Annotated in this window: 27 protein-coding genes; 11 read left to right on the forward strand and 16 right to left on the reverse strand. The window is 64.7% G+C overall.

Going from position 1 to position 25,581, the window contains the following annotated elements:
* Window positions 1-27 precede the first annotated feature (27 nt).
* Window positions 28-750: an acetoacetyl-CoA reductase gene (gene phbB / locus ACP7BL_RS01295; protein ID WP_126845170.1), complete on the forward strand. Its 723-nt coding sequence runs from the start codon at window positions 28-30 to the stop codon at window positions 748-750.
* Between the two features lie 109 nt (window positions 751-859).
* Here the strand turns inward: phbB and ACP7BL_RS01300 are convergent, their stop codons facing one another.
* Complete coding sequence (locus ACP7BL_RS01300; protein ID WP_426257415.1) at window positions 860-1,264, reverse strand: glycine zipper 2TM domain-containing protein; 405 nt, start codon at window positions 1,262-1,264, stop codon at window positions 860-862.
* 150 nt (window positions 1,265-1,414) lie between these two features.
* Here ACP7BL_RS01300 and ACP7BL_RS01305 point away from each other — a divergent pair, with 150 nt between their 5' ends.
* Window positions 1,415-2,410 (forward strand): esterase-like activity of phytase family protein, encoded by a 996-nt coding sequence (locus tag ACP7BL_RS01305; protein WP_426257416.1) that lies wholly within the window; start codon window positions 1,415-1,417, stop codon window positions 2,408-2,410.
* Between the two features lie 6 nt (window positions 2,411-2,416).
* On the opposite strand, the gene rpmB is transcribed toward ACP7BL_RS01305, so the two are convergent.
* Window positions 2,417-2,719, reverse strand: coding sequence for a 50S ribosomal protein L28 (gene rpmB, locus ACP7BL_RS01310; RefSeq protein WP_010406662.1), 303 nt, complete (start codon window positions 2,717-2,719; stop codon window positions 2,417-2,419).
* A gap of 176 nt (window positions 2,720-2,895) precedes the next feature.
* Here rpmB and ACP7BL_RS01315 point away from each other — a divergent pair, with 176 nt between their 5' ends.
* The 3 genes from ACP7BL_RS01315 (at window position 2,896) to ACP7BL_RS01325 (ending at window position 5,104) form a co-directional block, all read left to right on the forward strand.
* Window positions 2,896-3,183 (forward strand): hypothetical protein, encoded by a 288-nt coding sequence (locus tag ACP7BL_RS01315; protein WP_033966516.1) that lies wholly within the window; start codon window positions 2,896-2,898, stop codon window positions 3,181-3,183.
* A 78-nt stretch (window positions 3,184-3,261) separates the two neighbouring features.
* The gene (locus tag ACP7BL_RS01320) at window positions 3,262-3,690 is read left to right on the forward strand and encodes a nucleoside deaminase (protein ID WP_033966521.1); all 429 of its coding nucleotides are present in this window, start codon (window positions 3,262-3,264) and stop codon (window positions 3,688-3,690) included.
* Between the two features lie 88 nt (window positions 3,691-3,778).
* On the forward strand, window positions 3,779-5,104 hold the full coding sequence (locus ACP7BL_RS01325; RefSeq protein WP_426257417.1) for a hemolysin family protein: 1,326 nt from the start codon (window positions 3,779-3,781) through the stop codon (window positions 5,102-5,104).
* Window positions 5,105-5,143: 39 nt separating this feature from the next.
* Here the strand turns inward: ACP7BL_RS01325 and virB11 are convergent, their stop codons facing one another.
* The 10 genes from virB11 to ACP7BL_RS01375 form a co-directional block, all read right to left on the reverse strand.
* On the reverse strand, window positions 5,144-6,133 hold the full coding sequence (virB11, locus tag ACP7BL_RS01330) for a P-type DNA transfer ATPase VirB11 (protein WP_426257418.1): 990 nt from the start codon (window positions 6,131-6,133) through the stop codon (window positions 5,144-5,146).
* On the reverse strand, window positions 6,130-7,260 hold the full coding sequence (locus ACP7BL_RS01335) for a TrbI/VirB10 family protein (RefSeq protein ID WP_426257419.1): 1,131 nt from the start codon (window positions 7,258-7,260) through the stop codon (window positions 6,130-6,132). The genes virB11 and ACP7BL_RS01335 overlap by 4 nt, the downstream gene beginning before the upstream one ends.
* On the reverse strand, window positions 7,257-8,063 hold the full coding sequence (locus ACP7BL_RS01340) for a TrbG/VirB9 family P-type conjugative transfer protein (protein WP_426257420.1): 807 nt from the start codon (window positions 8,061-8,063) through the stop codon (window positions 7,257-7,259). Before ACP7BL_RS01340 ends, ACP7BL_RS01335 begins: the two co-directional genes overlap by 4 nt.
* Window positions 8,060-8,794, reverse strand: a complete 735-nt coding sequence (locus ACP7BL_RS01345) for a virB8 family protein (RefSeq protein WP_426257631.1) — start codon at window positions 8,792-8,794, stop codon at window positions 8,060-8,062. Before ACP7BL_RS01345 ends, ACP7BL_RS01340 begins: the two co-directional genes overlap by 4 nt.
* Window positions 8,795-8,796: 2 nt before the next feature.
* Entirely contained in the window at window positions 8,797-10,050 is a 1,254-nt protein-coding gene (locus ACP7BL_RS01350) for a type IV secretion system protein (protein ID WP_426257421.1), read from the reverse strand.
* Window positions 10,026-12,398 carry a VirB4 family type IV secretion/conjugal transfer ATPase gene (locus ACP7BL_RS01355; protein ID WP_426257422.1) on the reverse strand — a complete coding sequence of 791 codons (2,373 nt, stop codon included), beginning with the start codon at window positions 12,396-12,398 and terminating at the stop codon, window positions 10,026-10,028. Before ACP7BL_RS01355 ends, ACP7BL_RS01350 begins: the two co-directional genes overlap by 25 nt.
* A 3-nt stretch (window positions 12,399-12,401) precedes the next feature.
* Entirely contained in the window at window positions 12,402-12,689 is a 288-nt protein-coding gene (locus tag ACP7BL_RS01360) for a type IV secretion system protein VirB3 (RefSeq protein WP_426257423.1), read from the reverse strand.
* A complete protein-coding gene (locus ACP7BL_RS01365) occupies window positions 12,686-13,021 on the reverse strand; it encodes a TrbC/VirB2 family protein (RefSeq protein ID WP_426257424.1) in 336 nt (111 codons plus the stop codon). Before ACP7BL_RS01365 ends, ACP7BL_RS01360 begins: the two co-directional genes overlap by 4 nt.
* Window positions 13,018-13,635, reverse strand: a complete 618-nt coding sequence (locus ACP7BL_RS01370) for a lytic transglycosylase domain-containing protein (protein ID WP_426257425.1) — start codon at window positions 13,633-13,635, stop codon at window positions 13,018-13,020. The genes ACP7BL_RS01365 and ACP7BL_RS01370 overlap by 4 nt, the downstream gene beginning before the upstream one ends.
* A gap of 73 nt (window positions 13,636-13,708) precedes the next feature.
* Window positions 13,709-14,572, reverse strand: coding sequence for a DUF4198 domain-containing protein (locus ACP7BL_RS01375; RefSeq protein ID WP_426257426.1), 864 nt, complete (start codon window positions 14,570-14,572; stop codon window positions 13,709-13,711).
* Between the two features lie 116 nt (window positions 14,573-14,688).
* Between ACP7BL_RS01375 and ACP7BL_RS01380 the strand changes: the two genes are divergently transcribed.
* Both ACP7BL_RS01380 and ACP7BL_RS01385 read left to right on the forward strand, forming a co-directional pair.
* Window positions 14,689-15,321 (forward strand): HupE/UreJ family protein, encoded by a 633-nt coding sequence (locus ACP7BL_RS01380; RefSeq protein WP_426257427.1) that lies wholly within the window; start codon window positions 14,689-14,691, stop codon window positions 15,319-15,321.
* Entirely contained in the window at window positions 15,321-15,803 is a 483-nt protein-coding gene (locus tag ACP7BL_RS01385; protein WP_426257428.1) for a hypothetical protein, read from the forward strand. Before ACP7BL_RS01380 ends, ACP7BL_RS01385 begins: the two co-directional genes overlap by 1 nt.
* 14 nt (window positions 15,804-15,817) lie before the next feature.
* Here ACP7BL_RS01385 and ACP7BL_RS01390 read toward each other — a convergent pair whose 3' ends face one another.
* A complete protein-coding gene (locus ACP7BL_RS01390) occupies window positions 15,818-16,402 on the reverse strand; it encodes an RNA polymerase sigma factor (RefSeq protein ID WP_426257429.1) in 585 nt (194 codons plus the stop codon).
* 119 nt (window positions 16,403-16,521) lie between these two features.
* Window positions 16,522-16,989, reverse strand: a complete 468-nt coding sequence (locus tag ACP7BL_RS01395; protein WP_426257430.1) for a cupin domain-containing protein — start codon at window positions 16,987-16,989, stop codon at window positions 16,522-16,524.
* A 238-nt stretch (window positions 16,990-17,227) separates the two neighbouring features.
* Here ACP7BL_RS01395 and ACP7BL_RS01400 point away from each other — a divergent pair, with 238 nt between their 5' ends.
* The 3 genes from ACP7BL_RS01400 (at window position 17,228) to ACP7BL_RS01410 (ending at window position 19,914) form a co-directional block, all read left to right on the forward strand.
* Window positions 17,228-17,926: a hypothetical protein gene (locus ACP7BL_RS01400; protein WP_341202715.1), complete on the forward strand. Its 699-nt coding sequence runs from the start codon at window positions 17,228-17,230 to the stop codon at window positions 17,924-17,926.
* Window positions 17,927-18,028: 102 nt separating this feature from the next.
* Window positions 18,029-19,639, forward strand: a complete 1,611-nt coding sequence (locus ACP7BL_RS01405) for a DUF4331 domain-containing protein (RefSeq protein ID WP_426257431.1) — start codon at window positions 18,029-18,031, stop codon at window positions 19,637-19,639.
* 26 nt (window positions 19,640-19,665) lie between these two features.
* Window positions 19,666-19,914 (forward strand): hypothetical protein, encoded by a 249-nt coding sequence (locus ACP7BL_RS01410; RefSeq protein ID WP_341202716.1) that lies wholly within the window; start codon window positions 19,666-19,668, stop codon window positions 19,912-19,914.
* A 178-nt stretch (window positions 19,915-20,092) separates the two neighbouring features.
* Here the strand turns inward: ACP7BL_RS01410 and ACP7BL_RS01415 are convergent, their stop codons facing one another.
* Complete coding sequence (locus tag ACP7BL_RS01415; RefSeq protein ID WP_426257432.1) at window positions 20,093-22,231, reverse strand: TonB-dependent receptor; 2,139 nt, start codon at window positions 22,229-22,231, stop codon at window positions 20,093-20,095.
* 174 nt (window positions 22,232-22,405) lie between these two features.
* On the opposite strand from ACP7BL_RS01415, the gene nikR reads away from it, so the two are divergent.
* Complete coding sequence (nikR, locus tag ACP7BL_RS01420; protein WP_010406720.1) at window positions 22,406-22,879, forward strand: nickel-responsive transcriptional regulator NikR; 474 nt, start codon at window positions 22,406-22,408, stop codon at window positions 22,877-22,879.
* Window positions 22,880-22,945: 66 nt separating this feature from the next.
* Here the strand turns inward: nikR and ACP7BL_RS01425 are convergent, their stop codons facing one another.
* Window positions 22,946-25,258, reverse strand: coding sequence for a TonB-dependent receptor (locus tag ACP7BL_RS01425; RefSeq protein ID WP_426257433.1), 2,313 nt, complete (start codon window positions 25,256-25,258; stop codon window positions 22,946-22,948).
* Window positions 25,259-25,581: the final 323 nt, after the last annotated feature.

The following is a 25,581-nucleotide window of genomic DNA, read 5'->3' on the forward strand; positions in this document are numbered from 1 at the left end:
GGCGATAGATCCTGGGAGGAGAGTTTGATGGCACGCGTCGCGATCGTAACCGGCGGCACTCGCGGGATTGGGGAGGCAATCAGCCTCGCGCTGAAGGATCATGGCATGACGGTCGCAGCGACCTATGCCGGTAATGATGACCGTGCGCGCGAATTTACCGAGCGCACCGGAATTGCTGCATTCAAATGGGACGTCGCCGATTACGACGCGTGTCAGGAAGGCACGGCGAAGGTGGTCGAGGCGCTGGGGCCGGTGGACGTGCTGGTCAACAATGCCGGCATCACGCGCGACGGCACCATCCTGAAGCTCACCTATCAGGCGTGGAAAGAAGTGATCGACACCAATCTGGGCGGTTGCTTCAACATGGCCAAGGCGGTGTTTCCGGGCATGCGCGACCGCAAATGGGGCCGCATCGTCAATATCGGGTCGATCAACGGCCAGGCCGGCCAATATGGCCAGGTCAACTATGCCGCCGCCAAATCGGGCATTCACGGTTTCACCAAGGCGCTGGCGCAAGAGGGCGCGCGGGCCGGCGTAACGGTCAACGCGATCGCGCCCGGCTATATCGATACCGACATGGTCGCGGCGGTCCCGGCGGATGTGCTGGAGAAGATTGTTGCCAAGATTCCGGTCGGTCGGTTGGGTCAGGCGAGCGAGATCGCGCGCGGCGTTGCCTTCCTGTGTTCGGACGAGGGCGGGTTCGTCACCGGCTCCACGCTCAGCATCAATGGCGGGCAACATATGTATTGATCGCCGGGCGCATCGCGCCCGGACATAAAGGAGGCCGGCCTCTAGGGAAGCCGGCCTCCGCCCCCTGTTACGCAACGCGGGGGTAACTCTGAAAGGCGTCGCGGTCGCGTTAGCGGCAATAGCCCGGCTGACCGTCCTTCTGGATCGCACGACCGGCCAGGGCACCACCGCCTGCACCCAGGACGGTGCCCAGCGTGCGGTCGCCGCCGCCTGCGATCACATTGCCGAGCAAACCGCCCGCAATCGCGCCGATAATGGTGCCGCGGTCGTTGTTGCAGCGGTTGCGGGCGCGGCTGTAGTAGCGGCGGTCCTGATAATAGCCGTCGTCGCGATAGCCGCGCCGATCATCCCGGTACCCGCGATATCCGTCATCGCGATTGTAGCCGTCGCGATACGCCTGATCGTAAGCATAGCCTTGGCCGCCATCATAGCGTTGGGCGGCGGCAGGGGTCGCGGCCAGACCGGCAGCGGTCATGACCATCGCGGTGGCTGCGAGCGTGAGTTTCTTGAACATGATGCGTCTCCCGGTTGGTGTTTCCGATGATGCGGTTATGGCCGAGTCGGGCTGAGGTAAGCCTGAATGGCTCTGTTAGCCGTCGTTCATCGGCGCAGCGCCCGACGAATCGCGGTTGCGTGTCGCTGCTGGCTCCCGCAGGGGCGGGGGATGCGCATTTTATGGTCGGTTTTGTTTGCCTTGCTGTTCGTGCCGGATTCGACGGTGCCAGGGCGTCGCGTGCGGCTCGGCATCGATCCGCATTTTCGCGCCGTGCAGGTGATGCTTGATCCGGCCCGACCCGACCTCACGCGCGTGGGGGATCTGGTGTGTCTGGGCGGTGTGCAGTTGCGCAGCCGCGATCCGCAATTCGGCGGCTTCTCCTCGCTCAGTGTCAAGGGCGACCGCTTCACCTTGCTCAGCGACAGCAGTGACATCGTGCGCTTCACAATGGGCTCGGATTGGAAGGTCCGCGACCCCAGTTTTGCGGAACTGCCCGCAGGTCCCGGAACGGGGTGGTTCAAGCGCGACCGCGACAGCGAATCGATGAGCATCGACCGTAAGACGGGCGCGGTCTGGGTCGGTTTCGAGAGTTACAACGAGTTCTGGCGTTACGATTCGGGGTTCCGTCGAGCGGAAGAGCATGGGGCTCCGCCGGTTATGTCGAAATGGCCCGAAAATGAGGGGCCAGAGGCGATGACGCTGCTTCCGACAGGAGGGATGGTCACGATTGCCGAAACCAAGCCCTGGCCCAAAGCGAGCGGGCGTGGTGGGATCGTTTTCCTCGGCGACCCGGTGCAGCGGCCGCGTTGGGGCTTTCGCTTCACTTATCTGCCGCCGCGCGGCTATGATCCCAGCGACATGACGGTGCTGCCCGACGGGCGCTGGCTGATCCTCAACCGTCGCTTTGCCGGGGCACGCTTTTCCAATGTGCTGACCGTGGTCGATCCAGCGCAGGTCAAACCGGGGGCGACGGTGCGTGGGCGCGACATCGCGACGCTGGCCGCCCCGCTGATCCACGACAATTTCGAGGGAGTCGCGGTGACGCGCGAAGGCGCTGCAACGATCATTTGGCTCGTCTCGGACGATAACCAATTGTCGCTACAGCGCAGCCTGTTGCTGAAGTTCAGGCTCGATCCGGTCGCGCCGAAGCGCAACCGGAACTGAGAGGTTTTACGCGGCAGCCTGCGGTGCGGCGGTCAGCTTCTTGGCGACGTCGCGCTTCAGGCGACGGGCGCGCAGCGACAGCTTGTCGTCGGTCGTCTTGACCAGCCAGTTGTCGAGGCCGCCGACATGCTCCACCGAACGCAGGCCGTGCGCCGAGACACGCAGCTTGACGCTGGTGCCGAGCGCGTCGGAGATCAGCGTGACGTTCTGCAGGTTCGGCAAGAACGTGCGCTTGGTCTTGTTGTTCGCGTGGGAAACGTTGTTACCCACCATCCGGCCCTTGCCGGTCAGTTCGCAGATCCGCGACATCGTAAATTCCTGAATGTCCGTGAGCCCATGAAGAGGCTCGTGAAGGCGGGGCGCATACCGAATGCAGCACGGTCGGTCAACCGTCCGAGGCGATTCGATGTCGCGATGCAACCATAAGGGCTGACGCCGGTTTGGTTACGGTAACGATTCGATGTTGCGAACACGGGAGAAGATCCATGCGCTTTCTTTTAGCTTTAGTCGGCCTTGCCGCGCTTGTCGTCGTTGCGCTTGTCTCGCTCGGAATGCTCAAGATCGATACCAAGGCGGGTTCGTTGCCGACGCTCAGCGTGAACGGCGGCAAGGCTCCGGAGGTCAGCGCCAATATGGCGACCGTCGAACTCGGCACCGAAAACAAGACGATCGAAGTGCCCACAGTCGGCACGACTACCAAGACCATCTCGGTACCGACGCTCAAGGTGAAGAAGCCGGTCAGCGCCGACGGCAATGCCGTTACGACCCAATAACCGGCGACGTTCCGCCACGATTTGCCGATTCGGCAGCAAGTGGGGCATGGCGGCACGATGTTCCCGCTTCCTCTCCCGATGCGTGCCGCGCTAGCGGCCGCTGCCGATGCCGCAGCGGCGGGAGAGGTTCCGGTTGGCGCGGTGGTGGTGCTCGACGGGCGCATCATCGCCACCGCCGCCAACGCACCCCGCGCGCGGCATGATCCGACCGCGCATGCCGAAATGCTGGCGATTCGTGCGGCGGCTGCGGCGATCGGGTCCGATCGATTGAGCGATTGCGATTTGTGGGTGACGCTGGAGCCGTGCGCGATGTGTGCAGGTGCCATCGCCCATGCCCGAATCGCGCGCCTTTATTATGGCGCGAGCGATCCCAAAGGGGGAGCGGTCGAATATGGGCCGCGCCTGTTTTCCCAGCCGACGATTCACCATCGACCTGAAGTGTTTCCGGGAATCGGTGACCGCGAGGCGAGCGCGCTGCTGCGGGATTTTTTCGGCGGCCTTCGCTGATTTTGTCCGCCTTCGCCAAATAACGGCAAGGCGATAGCGCTCGCGCGGTTGTGAAATGGTGCGATTCGCGCAAAGGAGGGGCTGCGCCATGGCACCGCTCCCCCCCTTTCCCTGGATCGACGTCGCGATCATCTTCGCGCTCATCGTGTTGAACGGCGTTTTCGCCATGTCCGAACTGGCGATCGTCTCGGCGCGCAAGGCGCGGCTGGAGGCGATGGCGCGCACTGGCTATCGTGGTGCGCGCACCGCGCTGACGCTGGCGGCGGACCCGGGCAAGATCCTGTCGACCACGCAGATTGGCATTACGCTGATCGGGATCCTGGCGGGTGCCTATTCGGGCGCGAGTCTCGGCGGCCCGGTTGCGGCGCGGTTGCATTTTCTGGGGCTGAGCGCGGAAACGACCGAGAGCGTCGGCTTTGCCATCGTCATCGGCATCACGACCTATGCCTCACTCGTCATCGGCGAACTGGTGCCCAAGCAAATCGCGCTGCGCGCGCCCGAGCCGCTGGCGGCGGCGATGGCGGGCCCGGTGCTGGCGCTGGCCTGGGGCACGGCACCGGTGGTGTGGCTGCTCGATTCGTCATCGGGACTGCTGTTTCGCCTGATGGGGCTGAAGCGCGAGAGCGAGGAGCATGTCACCGCCGAAGAACTGCACCTGATCGTCGCCGAGGCGAGCAAGTCGGGCGTGATCGAGGAGCATGAGCGTTCGATCATCTCGGGCGTGGTGCGGCTGGCGGATCGGCCGGTGCGCGAAGTGATGACGCCGCGCACCGACATTGAATGGATCGACGCGACGCTCGATGATGCCGGGCTGCGCGCGGCATTGGTCGCCGCCTCGCACAGTCGGCTGCCGGTAACCGAAGGTTCGGTCGATACGGTGATCGGCGTGGTGCAAGCGCGCGACATTGCCGTCGCTTTGTTCAAGGGCGAGCCGCTCGATCTGCGCGCGCTGATGCGGCAGGCACCGATTGTGCTCGACCAGATTGACGCGATGGACGCGCTCGACGCGCTGCGCCAGGCCGAAGTGCCGATGGCGCTGATCCACGACGAATATGGCCATTTCGAAGGCATCGTCACCCCGGCGGACTTGCTCGCCGCGATTGCGGGCGAATTCGCGTCGGACACCGACCCGGATGATGCGCCCTCGGTGGTGACGCGCGACGATGGCTCGCTGCTGGTTGCCGGGCAAATGGCGGTCGACATGCTGGCCGAACGGCTCGGCATCGATTTACCCGAGGACCGTGATTATGCGACCGTCGCGGGCCTCGCGCTCGCGGTGTTCCGCCATTTGCCGGGCGAAGGCGAAAGCTTCATCGAACAGGGCTGGAAGTTCGAAGTGGTCGATCTCGACGGGCGGCGAATCGACAAATTGCTGGTCAGTCGGGCGCGCACCGCGGGTTATCGACCGACCTAGCCACTGGCGGTTCGCACTGCGAACCAAGTGCGGCGGACCTTATCGTCGCAACACGATCCGCCCGACTCGCCGCCCGCCTTCGCCGCGCACCAATTGCACCGATACGTCGATCACGCTTTCGACATAGCGAACGATCTCGCCGCGGCCGAGGCTGGTGCCCGCCTGCATCACCATCAATGCGATCTGGTCGATCGCGGCGGCGGGGCTGTCGGCGTGGACGGTGGTGATCGAACCGGGATGCCCAGAATTGACCGCGCGCAGGAAGCTGAACGCTTCGCTGCCGCGCAATTCGCCCAGGATGATGCGGTCGGGGCGCAGGCGGAGCGAGGCCTTGAGCAAATCCTCCGCCTCGACCTGTGCTTCGCCCTGGCCGCCGCGCACCGCGATCAGGCCGATGCTGTTAGGGTGGGTCATCTCCACTTCGGGCGTGTCCTCGATCAGCACCAGCCGTTCGCGCTCGGGGACCGCTTTCAGCAGGGCGTTGAGGAAGGTGGTCTTGCCGGTGGAGGTGCCGCCCGAAATCAGGACGTTCTTGCGCGCTCGCACAGCCTGGCGGAGGAAGTCGCCGATTTGGCGTGCCTCCAGCAGCGCCGCCAATGCCGCGTCCTCGGCACTTTCATGCTGGGTATCGCCAATCGCGGTGGCGGCGAAGGCATCACTCGCCTCGTAATCGGCGAGGGATAGCGCCCGTACCACTTGCCGGCGGATCGCCATGACCAGAGCGCCGCGCGTCGCGGGCGGGGCGACGATTTGCACCCGCGCGCCGCCCGGTAGCGTCGCCGACACCAGCGGATGCTCCCGGCTGATGCCTTGATGCGTGATCGCAGCGATCTGGGTGGCGAGTCGCCACAGATTGGACTCGGTCAAATCGGGCGCGGGGTGGCGCGTGCTTTGGCCATCGAGCGTCTCGACCCAGATTTCGCCGGGCGCATTGATATAGATGTCGGTGACATCGCCGCGCTCCAGCCACGGCGAAAGCGGGCGCAGATAGGCGTCGAGATAGGTGCCGGGCGGTGACAGTGCGTTCATTCCGCCGCCCCGCCGACCGCCGTGAAATCGAGATCGCGCGCCACGAACACGCGCACCGGCGTGCCTTGTGCGACCTTGATCGTCGGCGGGACGATCTGTGTCGGCAGCAAGGCAGCGGCGAGCCCGGTTGCCTCCTGGCTCGACCCGATCAGGATTTGCGTGTTCGATCCGCGCGACACCGCTGCCACGGCGGCATTGACCACCGACAGCAGCACCGAATTGGTGAAGCGCTGGAAGAAATGGCGGTTGACGCTGCCCGCCAGCCCGGCGCGGCCCAGCGTATCGGCGGCGGGCGAGCCGATCTGGATCGAGGCACCATCGGGCCGGATCACCCGCGTCCAGATCACGAATGCGCGCGACTGCCCCTGCGCGACCGCGCTTTTATATTGCCCGACCAACCGACTGCCGCGCGGGATCAGCACCGTGCTGCCGTCAAAGCTGCGCACGTCACGGCTGACCACCGCGCGCGCCAAACCGGGCAAATCCGAATTGAGCGCGGTTTCCAGCACGGCGGGGATGATCGCGCCCTGCGGCACCACCGTTGCCAGATTATGCAATTGCGAGGCGCGTGCGCGCTCGGGTTCGGCGGACGAGACCCGCTCGGCAAATTGTTCGTCGCCGTCCAGATGCGAGGCACCGCCGCTTTTGCCGTCGGCGGCTTTGGCGGCATCGGTTGCGCCCGCTTTGCCGGGTTCGGTAGCGGGGGCGGGCGGCGCGACCGACAGATCGACGATCAGCGCGGGCGCTTTCAGCCGCTGCGCCTCGTTCAGTGCCGCCACCGACGGACCGGTAAAGCCGGGCGTGCCAGCGGTCACGGGCGGCAACGGCGTGGCGACGGGCGAGGGGGTGGGTGTGGCGGTTGGCACCGGCACGACGCCGTGTGCCGCCGCCTCGACCGCCGCGATTTCCGCAGGCGGGGCGAGTGGGGCGACCAGATCGGCAGGGCGACCGCCGCGCGTGACGATGCCATCGCTGACCGGTGCCCGCGCGGCGTACAACAAGGTGAAACACAGCAGCCCGAGCGAGATCGCCCCGGCACCAATCAACCAGCCACCTCGCTGTGGCCTGGGGGAGGCGACGGCGGGCCGGGGTGGGCCAGCGGCGCTGGGGGAAAGCGGATCGGTCATGGCTTGGCTCGCTCGGCGGATTTGGCGGCTTTCGCCGTCTTGGCATCGAACGGCGGCGGTGCGTCGGGGCCAGGGTCGGGCTCGCGCCAACCTTCGTTGATCAGCGTGGTCGTCTCGCTGCCGTTGCGCAGCAGGAAACGCGGCGCGATCTGCTCGACGATGGTGTAGCCTTGGCGCACGCCATAATTGACCAGGCTTTCCTCGCCCTTGCCGGTCACGGCGAAAATCGCCGGGGTGGGGGTCTGTTCGGCCCATTTGAAATAGGTGAAATGGCCATCGTCGAACACCAGGGTCGGCAACAGCGACCGTGCGCCGGTATAGCTGTAGCGCGTGTTGCTGCGCACCGGTGGCGGCGGCGCGGTCGGTGCGGCGGCGACTTCGACCGGGGCGGCGGGATAGACGAAGCGCACGACATAGGTGCGTGCGCCGCCATGCGCGGTCTTGCCCCGGCTGGCGTCGAGATCGAAGATATAGCGGCGCTGGTCGGTCACCACCGACATGTTGGTCAGGATGTTGGCATCGAGCGGCTTCAGGAACAGGATATTGGCGCGCTTGTTGGGCACCACTTGCCAGGCCAGCGCATCGCCGATCGAGACGTTTTCGATATGCTCATCGGGCGCGAACTCGATCATGACCTGGAAACCGAGCTGCCCGTGCAGCGTCACCAGATGATCGGGATCATAAGCGATGTTGCGGATGTGCGGATCGACCCAGGCGGGCCGGTCGGGCGCGGTCGTCGCTGCGACGCACGCCGTCCAGGTCGCGGCCAGCGCGATCAGCCAGGGGGCGGTATTGCGGTTCATCGCGTCGGCACCCCGAGCGCGCTGTCGAACTGGATTGGGGTGGGGGCGGTGTCCTCGGCATCGCGGCGATAATGCGTCACTTGGAAGCCGAGCGGATTGACGAAGCGATCCTCCATCCGCATCGGCGCGCCCGAAAAGCGATAGTCGATCACCGCCGTCCAGCTCCGCCGTTCGCCGCCCGCAGTACCCTGATCGTGGCGGATCGTGTCGAAGCGCACCGTCGCGCTGCCCGCGCGCGGCATCGTTACGCTTTTCACCGTGGTTGAGACGACGGTGGTCGCGGGATAGCGGGTGAGCGGGCTGTCGGGATTGCCCTTCTGGAACAGGTGGCGATAGGCGGCGCGCGTCGGGCCATCGGACCACAAGGCGGTCTTTTCGTAATTGGCGCGCAGGTCGCTTGCGTCGAAGGTCTCGCGGGCGATGACATATTGGACGATCGCGGCTTGCGCGATGGCGCTGTCCTGGGTGAGCGCTCCGGGGGCGAGGCCCTTGATCGTCTCGGCATAGCCGCTCTGTCGATCGACCAGGATGGTATAGGGCACCACGGTCTTAAGCGGGGCGAGTGCCGCGAGCGCGACCGCCTCCAGGACCGCGATCAGCGCGGCGACACCCGCCAGCATCAGTGCGCGCCGCCGCGCGGCCTCCGCGCGCGCGATGAGATCGTCGCCCCAATTCTCGGGGCGTTGCTGCAGGATTCGCGCGAAGGCGGGTTCGGGGTTGGGCTGGTGCATGGTCAATCGGGCCTTCTTGAGGCGGTGCCGGAAACGGTGCGCGTGGGGGTGATGCGTCGCGCGCCGTCGCCGAGGCGGGTCTGGTCGCGCGTCGGAGTCCAGGGGTCACGACTGGCGGCGGCGCTCGCCCCGGTGCTGCCGAGGATGCGGACGCTGGTCTCGCCGCCATCCGCGCGAACCAGCCGCTCTTCGCGCCGTGCCAGCGCGGCGACAGCGGCACTGGTGCGCGCGGCGGGGGAGGCGAGCGCTTCCGGAGCTGGTGTGGACCGGGCCTGTGCGGGAGATGGCACCTGCGGCGCGGCAGGGGCCTTGCGCTCGGGCAGGCGAAAGCCGCGGAACACGGTGGCCGAGGCAATCAGCAAACCCGTGGCCACTGCAGTGAACACCAGCACCAGCAGCAGGACGCTATAGGCGGTGTCGGCGCGCACGGCTCCGGTCGCGCGCTGCTCGACCATCGCCGCCAGCGACGGCTCGAGTATCTCCAGCATCACCGCCAGCAAAAAGATCGTCGTCATCGGGGCAAAGGCAAAGGCGAGCGTCGCGCGCAGCCACCCCTCGAACAGCCCGCGCGTCACATCGAACAGCAACAGCGCGATGAAGATCGGGCCGATCGCCAGCAACACCCCCAGCACGACCTTGGTGGCGAGCAACAGGCCGAGGCTGAAAAACAGCAGCATGGCGGCGGCCGCCTTCAGCGCCAGCACCTTCACCCCGCCACCGAGCAGCGGCAACGCTTGAAGTGCGGCGATCTGCGGCACGGCGGCGAGCGGACCGGTTGGCTTGGCGGGCACCGGCGGGGTAGGCGCGGCGCTCAAAATATCGAAGGCGCGCTGCAGCCGGTCGAAAATGTCGCCGCCGCTTGCGGTCGCCGAATCGAGGTGCAGCATGGCGGTCGCAATCTGCGCGGTGCCGTCGAACAGCACGCGCACCACGATCGCCTGATAGGTGTCCCATTGCGTGGCAAAGGACAGGATCGCGGCGAGCTTCACCACCGACAGCGTCACGTCGCCAATGCGCAAACCGCCCCGACCCAGCATCAATTGATAGCCGATCAGTGCGACATACAGCGTCATCAGCGTGGTGAGCACCGCAGCGAAGTTGCCCCCGCTCTGGAACAGCCCATCATAGCCAGTGTGGACCAGCGTGCGCACCTGACAATCGGTCCCGCGCAGCAGCGCATGGACCAGATGGACATCGGGCGGGGCGGCGGGACAGGCGTTCGACATGGCGGTCAGGCCAGCAGCCGTGGCAGCCACTGCGCCGGATCGTCGCCAACCTCGGCGCGGATCGCATCGAGGCGGCGCACGCTGCTTTCGCGGCCCGACAGGATCGTCAGCAAATCAGGCATACCGCCCAGATTGAGGCGGGCGATCACACTGTCATTGCCATGCTTTATCAGGAAGCAACGCGCCGTGTCGGGCAGCGTGCGGATCAAGTCGAATTCATGCGCGGTCAGGCCGAAGCCGTCGCAATAATCGACCGCCTGCGCCTTGGGGTTGACCATGAAGATCTGCGTCGCGGCCTGTTCGATGATCGCACTGGAAATCTGGCTCGCCAGCGCGTCCGATGCGCTTTGGGTGCAGAAACCGACGATGCCGTTGCGCTTGCGGATCGTCTTTTCCCAATCCTTGATGCGCAGCACGAACGCGGGATCGTCGAGCGCTTTCCAGCCTTCATCGATCACGATGATGCTCGGCGTGCCGTCCAGCCGCTGTTCGACGCGGTGGAACAGGTACATCATCACCGGCGTGCGCGCAGCGGGATCGTCGAGGATCTGCGTCATGTCGAAGCCGAGCGTCGCTACGTCGAGATCGAGCGCGTCTTCCTCATTGTCGAACAGCCACGCATAATCGCCCTTGCCGCACCACGCCGCCAGCCGCGCGGCGAGATCGAGCGTGGTCGGGCGTCCGCGCCCGCGGAACAGCTCGACGAAATAGCGCAGCCGCCGGAGCGCGCGCGGCTGGCTGAAATTGGCGTCGACTGCATCGGCGATGCGCGCCAGATCCTCCGCGTCGAGCGCGGGGCCAGTGCCCGACACGAGCTTCGCCACCCAATCACACAGAAAGCGCCGGTTGGCAGGGTTGTCCTCCAGCAACAGCGGGTTGAGCCCGGTCGGCTGGCCGGGGCGCAGCAAATCATAGCGCCCGCCAATCGCGCGCAGGAAAATCTCCGCGCCGCGATCCTTGTCGAAATAGACCGTGCGCGGCGACAGCTTCTGCGCCTGGGCGAGCAGGAAGCCCATCACCACGGTCTTGCCCGCGCCCGACGGGCCAATCACGGTGAAATTGCCAAGATCGCCCTTGTGGAAATTGAAATAATAGGGGCCAGCCGATGTCGTTTCCAACACCGTGATGGCAGGCCCCCAATGGTTGCCCTGCGCCGAGCCGGACGGGAAACAATGGCCGCTGGCAAGGCTGGCGAAATTGCCGCTCGATACCAGGGCGCGCCTGGCGATGAATTTGAAATTGCCGGGGAACTGCGCCCAGTACGCCGCTTCGAGATTGACGTCCTCGCGCACCGCGATCACGCCCAACTCGCTAAAGGCGGTCTGCACATCGGCGGCGGCGAAATTGAGCGCGTCGAGCGTGTCGGCCTTGACCATCACGGTCAGGTGATGCTCGCCAAAGCCCGATCGGCCCGCTGCGACATCGTCCTTGGCCGATGCCAGCTCGTAACGCTGGCTCAGCGCCTCATCATCGGCGGCCTTCATCCGGCGCAAAGCGAGGTTCATGCGGTCCAGCGTCGCTTGTCGATCGACAAAGGCGAAGCTCTCGCTCAGCACCATTTCGGCGGGCAAGCGCAGCAAATCGTCGAACATGCCGGGCACGGTCTGCGCCGGATAATCCTTGATCGAAACCATCGCCGCGAAGCGACGCGGCGCATCGCCAGTGGCCGCGAGTTCGAGCGCGTCGGCACCGAAGCTGATCCGGCGATCGGGCAGATAATGGCCGAAATCGCCGCCCGGCTCGATCACCCGGCGAAGATCGCCGCCATAGAGCAAGGCGAGAAATTCGAGCGGTTCCGAACAGCGTCCGGCAGGCCCGGCATAGCTGGTGAGCAAGCGCGCGCCATAGGGTTCGAGCGAGGCGAGCAGAATGTCGCGCGCGGCGTTGAGCGCGACCAGATCGCGCATCCGCCGGGCATCGCTCTCCGCGCGCCCACTCCCCCGCACCAGATTTTGCAGCACCCCGATCCGCCCCGGCAGCGGACGCCGCACCAGCGTGATAAACAGGTCGTTGACGTAGAGTTTCCGGCTGGACAGCTTGGTGCGCCACGCGGTGTCGAGCGACTGGCTGAAGGGATCGTCAAACGTTCCCTCGAACACCGGCTGCACTTCGCGGCGGACGACATGATGATAGAGCGCGAAGCGCGCATCGGCGATGCCGCGCAGCATCGTGTCACGCAGCGTCTTGCGGTAATTCAGTTCCTCCGAATCCGCCGTCTCGAAGGGAAAGCCGGTCAGCCGGATGACTTGCATCATCCGCCCATCGCGCAGTTCGATCGTCGCATCGTCGAGCGCGCGGGCATAGGGCAAATACGCGCCGGCCGAGCGTTCGCGCGCGAAGCTCGGGGCCTGTTCGGCTGGGGAAGTGCGCGCCAGCATCGTTCAGGGACAGTAAGAGTTGCAGCGCCAATAGGCGTGGTTGCGCCCGCGCGGACATTGCGCGAGCTTGGTCATCCACAAATCGAAGAAGCGCGGCTCGCGCAGGCATGCGAGATAGCCGCCCAGATGGATGACGAGCGAGAGCAGCAGCACCAGAAACGATTTGGTGAGGAGAAACGCTTCCATCGTAATGACCGCGTTGAGCACGAAGAAACTGTAGGTAACGCCCGCGAACATTTGCGGGCGGGTCAGCGCGCCGAACACCGGATCGCGGGCGAGCGGCGCGTTCACAGCCCTGGCCCTGTTGCGGCAGATTTGATTCCGGCGACGATCGCGGCGGCCCCGAACACAATGAAGCAGCCGAGGATGACGGTTGCGCCGCGCCGCCAGTCGATGCGGCCGGTGAGCATCCCCAGCCCGGTCGCGCCGACCGCGATCACCGCTAGCGAGGTCGCCACCGCACCGAGCAGCGTGCCCTGCACCCAATCGACCGCCGAGACGATCACACCCGACCCCGACGGATCGAGCGAGGCCGATTGGGCGTGCGCCATCGTGCTCCACTGCAGGCCAAGGCCCGCCGCGACGGTCCGCGCGAGAATAGCAGTACGCCGAAGCGATATCATCGATCATTCCTCTGCTTGAACTTGGGGGCGACGCCCTCGACCGTGTTGCCGAGCCGCCCGAGCACCGCCCCGACATACGCGCGCGTTTCACGATACGGCGGCACGCCGCGCCAGCGATCGACCGCGCCGGGACCGGCATTATAAGCGGCGAGGCTGAGCACGAGATCGCCGCGATAGCGCCGCATTAACCGCGCGAGATACAGCGCGCCGCCCTGATAATTCTGTTCCGAATCATACGGATCAACCCCCAGCGCGCGGGCGGTGGCGGGCATCAACTGCATCTCGCCAATCGCACCGGCGCGCGACACCACGCCCGCACGAAAGCGTGATTCCTGCCACGCCACGGCTTCGATCAACGCGGGGCTGACCCCGGTCGCCAGCCCGGCGCGCGCGGCGGCTCGCGCGGTCGGGTTGATGGCGACGCGGCGCTCTCGCACCGGAGCTGGCGGCACGATGGCGCGGCTGCCCTCGGCGGTGAATTGCGTCGGCCCGGTATAGACGTTGGTCTGCCCATCGCTGCCGATTTCGATCACTTGCGCCGCTACGGGCACAGCGAGGCCAAGCACGGTCGTTGCCGCCGCTCTTATGCTCCACACGCCGATCCGCGCCATCATCTCGCGATCCTTCGATGCGGGGGCGATTGCGTCGCCGACCGCGGTTGACAGCGCCCGGATGCCAGCCGCCGCCTTACGGCGCGCGGCGCGACATTGGGGGCCGGGGATAGCCGAAGGTCAGGCTCGAAAACGTCGTTTCGAAATCCGCTTTGGGATTGCCCTTGATCGGCTTTGTCCAGATTACGTTGAGCTGCCAATTTCCGATGCGCGGCACGCGAAATAAAGCGCGCCCGGCGGCGTCGGTCACATGCGTGGCGAGCGGACGTTCGTCGAAATCGAGATTGTTCAGCTTGACCGTGCCGCCCGCCAGCGGCTTGCCTTCGTAAAACACGCGCACCGGTAAATCGGCCCCCGGCGGCAAGGTGTAGGGATCGCGCTCCAGCACCAGTTCCAGGCTGAGGCCGATGCGCCGGGTCGCCACGTCGGTGGCGGGCGCGTTGCCCACCTGGATCAACGCCTTGGCGCGACGCGAATACAGCTCGCGTCCGGGGGCATCGGTCATGCCGGTGCGTTGGCGCAGTGCGAGCGCGGGGGTTAATCCCTCCACCTTCAGATAATCGGTAAAGCGGATGCCGGGCAGTTCGCTCGGCGTCGCATTGGTCGCCAGCGCGTACAGATATTCGCCGGGTTGCGCGAAATGGAGCGTGGTGTCGGTCGTGGCCGACCCCAGCTTCAGCTCGGGGCGCCGGTCGCTGTGGCCGTCGGGGCCATACCGGTCGAACCGGGTGATGCGGTTCGCCTCGATCAGCGATTTCGAACGATAGCTGCCGTGCCCGACCAAAATCGACATGGTGGTGGTGCCGCCGGTCGGAACCCAGAAGGCGTTGGGCTGGATCCAGAAATCATGCGCCAGCGCCAGGCCGGGCACCGCCAAAACAGTGAACGCCCCTAACCGCCACATCGTCCCGCAGCGCAGCTTCATCCGGCGCAAAGGCATCGATTTGGCGCGCTGGCCCGTAAGCCTGGCACATTCCCGGGCGACAAGGTTGGATAATGACACGGTCTCGAAATCTCCCAAGCGACGCTGTCTTTACGGAGCACGACCGGATTTCGGTGCAGGGACGGGCAAACAATCCGGTCGCTCCCACACGCCCGTCGCCGCTTGTGCCGCTGGCCTGTGCGGTCACCCTGGCGAGCGTGCTCGCCTCGCCCGCCAGCGCGCATACCGGTACGGGCCTCGCCGGCGGGTTCGTTTCGGGGATGCTCCATCCGCTCAGCGGAATGGATCATTTGCTGGCGATGGTGTCGGTAGGGTTGTGGGGCGCGATTCTGGGGCGGCCGTTGCTGGTCGCCTTGCCGGTGATCTTCCCTGCGATGATGGCGGGCGGGGCGATCCTTGGGATGGTCGGCGCGCCGGTGCCGCCGGTCGAACTCGGCATCGCGCTGTCGGTGCTGATGCTGGGCATGGCGATTGCGTTCGGCCTGCGCCCGCCGGTGTGGCTGGCGTGCGGGATGGTGGGCGTGTTCGCGCTGTTTCACGGCTATGCGCATGGCCGGGAACTGCCGTCCGCCGCCGATCCGATCGGCTATAGCGCGGGCTTCGTGCTCAGCACCGGGTTGCTGCATATCGCCGGTATCGCAGTCGGAACCGTGAACGATACGCGGCGCGGCGCGTTGTTCGTCAAAGGTCTGGGCGCGGGCATTGGCGTGACGGGGTTGTATTTCCTGGCCCGCGTGTTGCTGTGATGCGCGACGGTCTGCTTCCATCGGCGATGCTGTGCGTCGCGCTGGCGCTGGCGCTGGGGTTCGTGCCGACCCGCATCTGGGGGATCGCTGTAGCGGCCTTGCTGTTCGGATGTGCCGCCGCCTTGCTCCTGCCGGTCTCGCCCGATCATGCCGATGCGATTTTCTTAGGCTGCTGGGTCAGCACGGTGGTGCTGGCGGGCTGCGTCCATCTGCCCCGCGGCATGAACCGCGCCACCGCTTTGGTGCTGGGCCTTAATGCAGGCGTGTGGGCCTGTCTGGTGGCGCGCGTCGGAGGGGGCGCGTCGAACCTGCTGATCGCGCTCCCGCTTGTGCTGCTGTGCGTTCCGGCGCGCTGGCTGGTGCTGACCGGGCGCGGGATCGCGCTGAAAGTGGCGGCAAGCTGGCTGCTGGCGATCGGCGTGATGGAGATGGTCCTGATGCTGACGCCGACGCCGGGGTACAAGCCCGATCACATGGAGTGAGCCCGACCGTGGCGTCAGGAGGACAGCGCCACCGCCTGATCGAAAAACACCCGCAATTGTTGCACCCCGCGCCGCATTCTCGCTTTGGCGGTGCCGACGGGGACGCAAAGCACCGTAGCCAGTTCCTCATGCGTGTAGCCATAGACCAAGGCGAGCGTCAGAACCTCGCGTTGCTTGTCGGCCAGTTTCGAAAAGCCGCTGAACATGTCGAGCCGCTCGATCACCGGGTCCGCAAGTGAGGCGATGTGGTCGACATGATCGGCAATGTCTTCCAACTGTGTGCGGTTGCGGCGGACATGGTCGATCGCGGCATTGCGGGCGATGCGCGATATCCATGCCATTGCCGGGCCTTTGGCCGGATCGAACTGCTTGGCCTGCGACCAGACGCGGACGAAGGTGTCCTGCGTCACGTCCTCCGCGATCGACGGTTGACCGACGATCCGTAACGCAATGTTGAACAGGCGGCGGTTGGTTGCTTGATAGAGTGCGCGAAACGCGCGGTGGTCACCCGCGGCAGTGGCGCCGAGCAGTCGCGAAAGAGCGAGGTCGAACCTGTCGATGGCGGCGGTCTGTTCCGCAGTTTGCAGTGCACTCGACATGATACCCCCACCCGTCCCAAGATCGTGTCGGGCTGCCTGAAGGCACCGACATCCCCAATACGGGCGGGCAATCCGAAAGGATGCGGGGCGGGTGAGGCCGGTTGGGATAACCCCGGGGATTATAGGTCGAACGGGTCGCCGGGCGTGTCTTCGTCAAGCGGAGCGAGCGGGCCACGAATATAGAGCAGCGCACCGTCGCGGCTGGTCAGCGTCCCGTGATCGTGCCCGGTAAAGGCGATATGGAGATCGCCCTCGCGCGCGATGTCGCCATCGACCTCGATCTCGCCGGACAGGACCAGGCACTCCTCTACGGAGGCGTGCGAGTGCGGTGGCACCTCGGCACCGGGTTCAAGCTTCAGATAATAGGACTCCCATCCGGCATTGGCATCGACATAGAGTTGGCGCTTCAGCACCTTCGGGCCGATGCTCAGCCACACAGCCGAGTCCTTGGTAATCGTTAAGCGCGGACGCGCCGCCACCAACGCGGCAATGCGCGCTTCGATTTGTTGCCAGCGGGGATCGCCACCGGAATCGACGGAAGCGGATGTATCCGATCTCCCGTGTTCGGGGCCCGCGTCTTCAGCCATCGTCATATTGAACCGGTGCCCTTCACCCACTATTCCAAGGCTCTTACGCAAAATTTCCCAATTGCGATGCGCTACCATAGCCATGTCGCGCGATCCACATTCCGGTACGCCGTAACCCAGGGCCGCGCGGCTTCGGTGTGGCCATGGGCAAAGCATCCATTTGGTCGATCGCTTCGTAAACGCAGCATGATCTCATTCGGTCCCGCGAAGTGACGCGACAAGCATGTGGCGATCGACATTGTCATGGCCTGTGCAGGCGATAACGCGCCGTCGCCTGGCGGCGATCGGCATGTCGCTCTGCGTCATATCGTTCGAGCTGATCCTGGTCCTATGGGGATTTCCCGTTGGCACGTCGGTACTCCGTGCCGGAACCAGCGGCGCGAACGGCACGTCGGCGCAGCTCTCGGTTTTCGAGCTCCCGGCAATCGCGACAGCACGCCCGGCAAAACGCACCACAAAGACGACGATACCGGAGCACAAGCCGGTCGAGCCCGCGCCGCATGCTGTGGCGCATATCGCGACCGATCCCGATCTCGCGGCGATGCAGGAACAGGATGAAGCCAGCCTCGCGGCTTTCGAACCGCTATCGGGGCAACACGGTTCGGAAGCGCCGTGTAGCCTGGCGCAGGATCTCGCGAGCGACCTCCAGGCCAACCCGCTTGCGCAGCGCGCGCTGGAGCGCATTCCGATCCAATCGACGTCGGTCGCTGGCGCATTGCTGCTGTGGGACGGTCGCTGGATCGTCGCCGAGGCAGATCCCGGCTCGGCGATGCTGCGGGAGATCGTGCTGCGCGAAGTGCTGGCTGCCAAGCCGGATTGCCTCGCCGCGTTGAACGTTGGCCCGCAGTTTCTGTTTATCAGAAGCGCCAGCAAAACGATCACGATCGTGATCGGCTCCGGCCAATGGCGCTGGGGCGACCTCACGACCAGCTCGTAATTTTTGCCACAATATTTTTAGCGGGGTGATCCGGATTTCGCACGGCTGCGTAACGAAGGTGCGGTCCCAATCGGGGATCGATCCATATCCCCGGAGATAGCAGTGAAAGCACGCACACGTAAACTCGTCGGGCTCATGTTGGCGACCACGGTCCTGGTGACCGATGCCTCCGCCAGCTTTGCCTCCAGCCACCGTGAAGCCCCCGGCATCACCAAGTCGCCGAAGACCGATTCGACCGACTTCTACATGTTCCGCAGCTACGAGCCCGGCCGCGATCAATATGTCACGCTGATCGCCAACTATCAGCCGCTGCAGGATCCGGGCGGCGGCCCCAACTATTTCACGATGGATCCCGATGCGGTTTATGAAATCCACATCGACAATGTCGGCGATGCCAAGGAACATCTGACCTATCAGTTCAAGTTCAGCAACACGCTGCAAAATGGCGGCCTGATGCTCAACATCGGCGGCACCAATGTGGCGACCGCGCTGCGCCAGAGCGGCCCGGTGACCAAGACCACCGACCCGAATACCGCCGAAGTCGAGTCCTATACCGTTACGCTGATCACGGGCGATCGCCACACCGGCACCCGCGCTGCGATCACCAACGCCGCAGGTGGCGGGACGACCTTCACCAAGCCGCTCGACAATACCGGCGTGAAGACGTTCCCCGATTATAACAGCTATGCCAAGCAGTTCGTTTACAACGTAAACATTCCCGGTTGCGGCATGCCGGGTCGTGTGTTCGTGGGTCAGCGCGCCGAAGCGTTCGCGGTCAATCTCGGCGGCATCTTCGACATGGTCAACTTCGTGCCGATCGAGGGCGATTCGGCACCGGGCGCGGGCGACAAGGGCGGTTTTCCGCTGGGCATCACCCAGAACCGCGCGAATGACGAACTGGTCGGTAAGAAGAACGTCACCAGCATCGCAATGGAAGTTCCGATCAGCTGCCTGACGCCCCAGGGCAGCAACGGCGTGATCGGCGGATGGCAGACGGCCAGCCTGCCGCAGGCGCGTCTGGTCGATCCCAAGGCAAGCTATGCCGCACCGACGCTGTCAGGTGGTGCGTACACCCAGGTGTCGCGCCTGGCGATGCCGCTGGTGAACGAGCTTGTCATCGGCTTGCCCGACAAGGACAAGTTTAACGCATCGGACCCCAAGGATGATGCGCAGTTCGGCACCTATGTCACCAATCCGACCTATCCCGAGGTGCTCAACCAGCTCTTCGTCGCGCCGGTGAACCAGTTGGCCAAGGCGAACTTCAAGACGCTCGCTCCGACCAACTTCCCGCGTGCCGATCTTGTGGCCACCTTCCTCACCGGCTTCAAGAATTTGAACCAGCTCGGCACGGTCACGGCGTCGGAAATGATGCGCCTGAACACCAATGTTCCGGTCACGCCGCAGGCGAAGCAAGCCAATCTCGGCGTCGCAGCCGGCGATCTGGCCGGCTACCCGAACGGTCGCCGTCCGGGCGATGACACGGTCGATATCACGCTGCGCGTGGCGATGGGGGCCTTGTGCTACCCCGTGCCGATCGGCGCGAACGGTGCTCCGACGGATCTTGGCCTGTGCAAGCCCGGCGATGCCCCGACCGGACAGGTGCCGTATACCGACGGTGCGCCGATCAGCGCCAATGATGTGCAGGGAACCTTCCCCTATCTGAACGCCCCGCTGCCTGGGACGCCGCTCTCCGCGCACCGGGTTGGCCAGTGATCGCCGTCTCCGAAAGGAATGGAAGCATGAGAAAAATCGCGCTCATCCTGTCGGTCTCCGGACTGGCGCTCGGACTGGCCGGTTGTTCTGGGTATAACGCCCCGACGCCGACGCCAACCCCCACGCCGACGCCAAGCCCGGCATTCCAGGAGCAATTCGGGACCGGATTCAACAGCGCCTTCCAGGCGTCGCCCAACGCGACCCCGGCGGCGGTTAAGCCCGGCGATGTCATCCCGGTCGATCCGGCGGCGACACCACAAACCCTGCCGAAATGAACGGTTGGGTCGGGCCTTTGTGGCCCGGCCCGATTGTCCAAGGCGACGGCCGCTGCGGTTCAACCGCAGCGGCCGTTTTGTTATCTTCGGTTCGGGCCGAGCCTGTCGAAGCCCCATCCCCCTCTGGCAAATCTCATGCGGAGCCGGCCCTTCGACAGGCTCAGGGCGAACGGGGACGCTAAAGTCCGTAGCGCAAGCTGACGCGCACCTGGCGCGGTTCGACCGGGTGCAGGTGGTAATCGTCGACGCCGCCGCTCGCTTCGCCCTGCAGGCGCGAGGTGTAAAAGTAAGTGATGTCGGCGTCTTTCGCGTCGAACACGTTCAGCACATCGAGGCCAAGTTTCAACCGGCCCAGCGTGTAATATCCCCCGAAATTGATGAGCGTGGTCGGCTGCGAGCGGGCGCTGCCATCTTCGAGCAGCGGCGCGCTGCCAAAGTGGCGCAACCGCACCGACCCGGTGATTCCGTGTCCGAAATCGACCGCCGCGCCGCCGGCCAGGACGTTGCCGACCGAATTGGGAATGCGATCCTGCCCGACCGCCACGTCGTGAAAGCGCGCATGGGTGAAGGCCGCCGATCCGTCGAGCGCGAGCCACGATGTCGGCCGCCAGAACAGCGTGGCCTCGGTTCCATAGCGACGGGTCGCGTCATTGGGTTCGGTCGTCCCGTCATCGCCCGAGAAGACCAGTTCAGACCCCAGCGTCAGATAATAGCCGACGATCGATGCGGTGAAGCGCTTATACTCCACGCGCGCGCCCAGCTCGACGCCGCGCGCCTTCACCAAAACCGGCAGGCGGTCGGCGGGCGCGCCGCTCTTGGGGTCTACCGTGATCGCGGCACCGCGCACGTCATTGGAGTGAAAGCTCTCGCCATAATTGGCATAGAGTTCGAGATGGTCGGTCGCGCGCCACGCAAGAGCAGCCTTTGGCCCGAGGATGGTGTCGGATCCGCTTCCGGAATTGGCGGCCTGCGTTTGTGCGTGCACATCATAGCCGTAAAGGTCGCCGCGCAACCCGAGGACGAGGCGCAGGCGCGGGGTCAGGGCAGCAGTCGCCTCGCCATATAAGGCAGCGCTATATTCCTCCACCCGGTCCTGCCGCACGGTGCCGATCGGCACGCCCTTGACGGTGTGATACAGGCCGATCTTGCCGATATGATCGTAGCGCGTGTCGCCACCGATCACGAATGTCACGGGCAGGCCGGCGATGGTGGTCGGCATGGTGTGGCGGATCGACCCGCCGAAAACGCCGCGCTGGTCGCGCTGTTGAAACTCGTCGCCATTGACCGGATCATCGAGGAAATAGGTGAAGTTGGAGGTCAGGCGGAAGCGGTAATAGAGGCCGAACAGCGAAACCTCGGTATTGTCGAAATGGCCGTTGCCGGTCAGCCCGATCCGCGTGGTTTCGCCGCCAAGAAAGGGATCGATATTGCCAAAGCGGCTGATCAAGCCGCTGTCGATCGCGCGGAGCGGCACTTGATCGGTGGAGTTCCAGGTCGCGTGATAGGCGGTCAAGCCGAGGCTGAAGCCGTCGCGCGTATATTTGGCAAGCGCATTCACCTTACGCAGCCGTTCCTTCAGCACCCACGGCCCATCGGACACCGTGCCATCGAGCCCGAGCAGCAGATCGCCGCCCGCCACCCCGGTGCTGCCCGCCGCCAACGCCCGATAATAGCCGAAACTCCCGGCGGTGACTTGCGCGATCGGCTGCGCCAGATGGTCGGCGGTGGTGAATTTGACCGTGCCTGCGGCCGAAAAATCCCCGACATCGGCAAAATAGGGGCCTTTGCGATAGTCGATCCGTTCGACCAGCTCGGGAATGAGGAAATTGAGATCGAGATAGCCCTGGCCATGGCCATGCGTGCGCATGTTGATCGGCACGCCATCGACGAACCCTGCGAAATCGGTGCCGTGGTCGAGGTTGAAGCCGCGCAGGAAATATTGATTGGCCTTGCCCGTGCCCGAATGCTGGGTCGCGATCACGCCCGGCACATTCTCGACCAACTCGCCAACCCGCGAGAGCGGTTTGTCCGCGAAATCCTTATAGCCGACAACACCCTGCGATCCCGAGGTGGCAATGCCGATCTGGGCGATGGCACGACCGTAGACGATGATGTCGTCGGGGTGCTGGGCGTCGGTCGGCGCCGGAAAATCGGGGGCTTGCGGCATATCTTGCGCGGCGGCGAGGTTCGTGACGACCGATTGCGCGATCAGCAAGGTGGCCGCCCCGCACAGCAGCTCCCGCCATTGTAGCGATCGCCCGGTGCCACGGTCCCGCGCGGCTTGGATCGCGCTTGCGGACGGGGTCTTTTGTGGCACGGGCGTTTCCCTTTTGTATGCAGTTTTTTAAAAAAGTTCACACGTGAAAGGGTACGTTTCGCGCCGTCGATTTGGTTGCCTCCGCTTGCAAAGAAATTCGGGGGAGCTGCGTTGGATAAAAATACCGTGCGGTCTCCCACTGCGATATGTGGGGACAATAGGAGCTCCCCAACGATGCAACGCGTCACCGTTTCGCTAGATCTCAGGATTGCGCCGCTGTTCGATGCGATGCTCAAGGAGCAGGGGTATCAGACGCGCTCGGAGGCAGTTCGCGATCTGGTGCGCGAGGCCGTGGAGACGCATCATCGCAACTCGACGACGGAGGGGGAGTGTGTCGCGAACCTTGCCTATGTCTATAGCCACAGCACGCGCTTGCTCGCGCAACGGTTGCTCGACATCAAGCATCAGCATCATGATCTCATCGTCTCGTCGACGCAGATCATTCTGGATCATACCAGCTTGTTCGAGACGGTTATTTTGAAGGGGCCGACGCTTGCCGTTCGGGCGCTGGCGGATTTGATCCGCGCGGAACGGGGCGTGCGTTTCGGCTCGGTCAATGTGGTGGCGGTCGAACCCAATGGCGATCACCACACCGAAGGCGCGCACCACCACGCCAGCAAAAGCCATTTGTCGCCACTGCACGGCTGAGCGGACCGGCCGCGCGCATAAAATGAGCGGCGCGCCGATGGTCGGCGCGCCGCTCGGCCGTCTTCATCAGAAGGCGTAGCTTACCGTGACCCGGTACGACCGCCCGAAGATCGGGCGCACGTCGGGCAGCGCGGCCCCTGGCCCGGCCAGGAAGCGCGGGTTGCCCTCGGTCAGGCCATGCGAGTTGGTCAGATTGTCGCCTGCTACCTGCAAGGTGTAGCCCTTGATCTTGGCGCGAAGCCCCGCGCTGACCGTCGCATAAGCAGGCAACAACTGGGTGTTGGCGAGATCGCTGTAGCGCTTCCCGATCGCTTCATAGGTGCCATAGAGCGTTAGGTCGCTGTCGTCCGCGATGCGGGTGGTATAGGTCGGCGTCACGCGAACCTGATAAGACGGAATACGTTGCGCATTCTTCCCGTCGATAGCCGGGATGCCTGGCGTGTCGGTCTTCGCATCTTCGAGCACGGCGTTGCCGGTAAAGCCGAGGCCGCTCGTATGATGGTAGGATGCGTCGAGCTCGATGCCCTTGGTCTTCGAACCTGCAATTTGCGGGGGTACGCCAACGTCATTGTACACCGCGCCCACGACCTCGTCATAAAAGCCGGTCAGTGCGGCCTCGAAACCGCCGCCGCGATACTTCACACCGCCTTCATAGGAGCGCACGCTCCAGTTCAGGTCGAGCCGCGGCCCGGTATTGCCGAGCTGTGACCGCACATCGTCGAACGACGGCGAGTGATACCCCTGCGATATCCGGGCATAGACGTCGAGATTGCGCAGCGCACGGTAGTTGACGCCGACGGTCCACGGCGTGGCTTCGCGGTGGATTTTCGCTGCGTTGGGGAGGCCGTTACCGGTGATGGTGAAATCGATATCGGTCCACTGGTGGCGCACCCCTGCGTCGATCCGCAGCGCTTCGGTGATGTTGAACGAATCCGACAGATAGACCGCGTTCACATCGGCGCGGCCGCGATCGGAAATGTCGAAGGCGGACAGGGTTCCATTATTGAGATTGACGAGATCGCCCGACCCGCCAACCTGCGCCCAGCGATTGCCGCCCAGACTCCATGCGTCATCCGAGGTGAAGTGCGAGAAATAATAACCGAGGTTGAGCGTATTGGCACCGCGCTTGAAGTTCAGCACTGCTTCATTCGAAACGTTTTGCAGCTTCTTTTCGACCAACCACGATCCGAATTGCTGGACATAATCGGTCGCGGCAAGCGTTTGCCCGGTATTGAGCGTGCGCACCGTGGTCTGGCCGGGCGTGCCGGCAGTCGCCAGGGCGGTCGCAACCGTTACCGCGCCTGCCCCCGCCGGAACCAGGCCAGCCGTGCGCAGCGTGCCGCTGGTGAAACCAAACCGGTCGGTGACCGACAGGCCGCCGCCGAAATCGTAATCGAGGCTGGCACCGGTTACGACGCCCTTCCAGCCGCGCCCCTGGGCGAGATCGACTCGCTCGGTCGCACCGCTGCCCGCCGCACCGGGCGAAATGATCGTCGCATAGCGGGTATATTGGTTGAGCTGGTTGTAGCGCCCCAGATCGAGACCCGGCACGTTGGCCGCGAACGGCAGGAACCATTCACCGTGATCGTCGGTGTAGCGCGCGAAAATGTTGAATTTGCCGCCCGCGAACTTCTTGGTGATGTTCGCGGTGAATTGCTGGCCCTTTTCGGTGTCGAACCCAGCGCGTCGCACGCTGTCCCCGCGCGAAATATAGCCGCCGACCATGTAATAGAGGTCGTCCGCGACCTTGCCGCTGAGATAGCCGTCGGTTCGCCAGGCGCTATAGTCGGTGATCGACGCGCCGATGCTGCCATGCGTCACTTCGCCGCCTTCACGCAGGCGCAAATTGGTGGTGAGACCGGCCTGGCCGTCCGAATAGAGCGACTGCGGGCCGCCATTGACGCCCTCGATTCCGGCGACGGTCTCGTCGATCCGGACCAACCCCGTCTGGTCCATGAAGGAGAGGCTGCTGACCCCGTAGACCGGGATCCCGTTGAACTGCAGCGTCACGAACGGTGCGTCCCCGGTGCTGGGGATGCCGCGCACGAAGATGTTGGAGGTGCCGACGCCGCCAGAGCTTTCCACCCAGACGCCGGGAATCGATTTGAGCGCGTCGCCCGAACTCTTCGGGGCCTGCAGCTTCAAGTCGTCGGCGGAAAGGGTGGTGATCGAGTAACCGGCCTCGAGCTTGTTGATTCCGCTGCCCGCGGGGCGCCCGGTGACGACAATGTCGGTTTGGTCGGCTGTGTCAGCCGGTGCGCTGACCGCAGGTAGCGCTGTCGGCGAAGGGACGTCCTGGGCGGCAGCGGGGCTGGCCAGTGCGATCGCCAGCGCGACCCCCGAAACGGCGACCAAAGAGCGATTGCGCGAAACTTTCATCTTCCTCTCCCTCACGCCGCATTCCTGCTCGGGAACCGGCTATGACAGGAGGGATACACGTCTATGAATTGCATTTCAATGGTTTGTTACAGTTCGCGGAATGTTGAAAAATATAGCGGAAAAACAATCGCATAAGGCGCTAGTGGTGCCGCTCGACCTGCCGGGACCGGGGTTTGGCGGGGCAAACCCAAACGGCAGCTTGCCCGCTTCGTGAGAAGCACGTGTTGCATCACCTTCCCGTCCATGCGTATTTCATCGCATTCAGGCGGGGTGGGCAGTTTCACCGTCTATCGGGAATCCGTTTCAACGACCGCCTGCCTGCC

This window comes from Sphingomonas sp. DC1600-2, assembly GCF_049897605.1.
Lineage (GTDB): Bacteria > Pseudomonadota > Alphaproteobacteria > Sphingomonadales > Sphingomonadaceae > Sphingomonas.

What these genes read in the sequence shown, in the direction of transcription:
- ACP7BL_RS01355 (WP_426257422.1), bottom strand. Translation starts at nt 12,398, where the DNA reads ATGCTGGCGCGCACTTCCCCAGCCGAACAGGCCCCGAGCTTCGCGCGC.
- ACP7BL_RS01300 (WP_426257415.1), bottom strand. Translation starts at nt 1,264, where the DNA reads ATGTTCAAGAAACTCACGCTCGCAGCCACCGCGATGGTCATGACCGCT.
- ACP7BL_RS01370 (WP_426257425.1), bottom strand. Translation starts at nt 13,635, where the DNA reads ATGATGGCGCGGATCGGCGTGTGGAGCATAAGAGCGGCGGCAACGACC.
- ACP7BL_RS01335 (WP_426257419.1), bottom strand. Translation starts at nt 7,260, where the DNA reads ATGACCGATCCGCTTTCCCCCAGCGCCGCTGGCCCACCCCGGCCCGCC.
- ACP7BL_RS01390 (WP_426257429.1), bottom strand. Translation starts at nt 16,402, where the DNA reads ATGTCGAGTGCACTGCAAACTGCGGAACAGACCGCCGCCATCGACAGG.
- ACP7BL_RS01410 (WP_341202716.1), top strand. Translation starts at nt 19,666, where the DNA reads ATGAGAAAAATCGCGCTCATCCTGTCGGTCTCCGGACTGGCGCTCGGA.
- ACP7BL_RS01395 (WP_426257430.1), bottom strand. Translation starts at nt 16,989, where the DNA reads ATGGCTGAAGACGCGGGCCCCGAACACGGGAGATCGGATACATCCGCT.
- phbB (WP_126845170.1), top strand. Translation starts at nt 28, where the DNA reads ATGGCACGCGTCGCGATCGTAACCGGCGGCACTCGCGGGATTGGGGAG.
- ACP7BL_RS01325 (WP_426257417.1), top strand. Translation starts at nt 3,779, where the DNA reads ATGGCACCGCTCCCCCCCTTTCCCTGGATCGACGTCGCGATCATCTTC.
- ACP7BL_RS01305 (WP_426257416.1), top strand. Translation starts at nt 1,415, where the DNA reads ATGCGCATTTTATGGTCGGTTTTGTTTGCCTTGCTGTTCGTGCCGGAT.
- ACP7BL_RS01340 (WP_426257420.1), bottom strand. Translation starts at nt 8,063, where the DNA reads ATGAACCGCAATACCGCCCCCTGGCTGATCGCGCTGGCCGCGACCTGG.
- ACP7BL_RS01365 (WP_426257424.1), bottom strand. Translation starts at nt 13,021, where the DNA reads ATGATATCGCTTCGGCGTACTGCTATTCTCGCGCGGACCGTCGCGGCG.
- rpmB (WP_010406662.1), bottom strand. Translation starts at nt 2,719, where the DNA reads ATGTCGCGGATCTGCGAACTGACCGGCAAGGGCCGGATGGTGGGTAAC.
- ACP7BL_RS01315 (WP_033966516.1), top strand. Translation starts at nt 2,896, where the DNA reads ATGCGCTTTCTTTTAGCTTTAGTCGGCCTTGCCGCGCTTGTCGTCGTT.
- ACP7BL_RS01320 (WP_033966521.1), top strand. Translation starts at nt 3,262, where the DNA reads ATGCGTGCCGCGCTAGCGGCCGCTGCCGATGCCGCAGCGGCGGGAGAG.
- virB11 (WP_426257418.1), bottom strand. Translation starts at nt 6,133, where the DNA reads ATGAACGCACTGTCACCGCCCGGCACCTATCTCGACGCCTATCTGCGC.
- ACP7BL_RS01345 (WP_426257631.1), bottom strand. Translation starts at nt 8,794, where the DNA reads ATGCACCAGCCCAACCCCGAACCCGCCTTCGCGCGAATCCTGCAGCAA.
- ACP7BL_RS01385 (WP_426257428.1), top strand. Translation starts at nt 15,321, where the DNA reads ATGCGCGACGGTCTGCTTCCATCGGCGATGCTGTGCGTCGCGCTGGCG.
- ACP7BL_RS01425 (WP_426257433.1), bottom strand. Translation starts at nt 25,258, where the DNA reads ATGAAAGTTTCGCGCAATCGCTCTTTGGTCGCCGTTTCGGGGGTCGCG.
- ACP7BL_RS01375 (WP_426257426.1), bottom strand. Translation starts at nt 14,572, where the DNA reads ATGCCTTTGCGCCGGATGAAGCTGCGCTGCGGGACGATGTGGCGGTTA.
- nikR (WP_010406720.1), top strand. Translation starts at nt 22,406, where the DNA reads ATGCAACGCGTCACCGTTTCGCTAGATCTCAGGATTGCGCCGCTGTTC.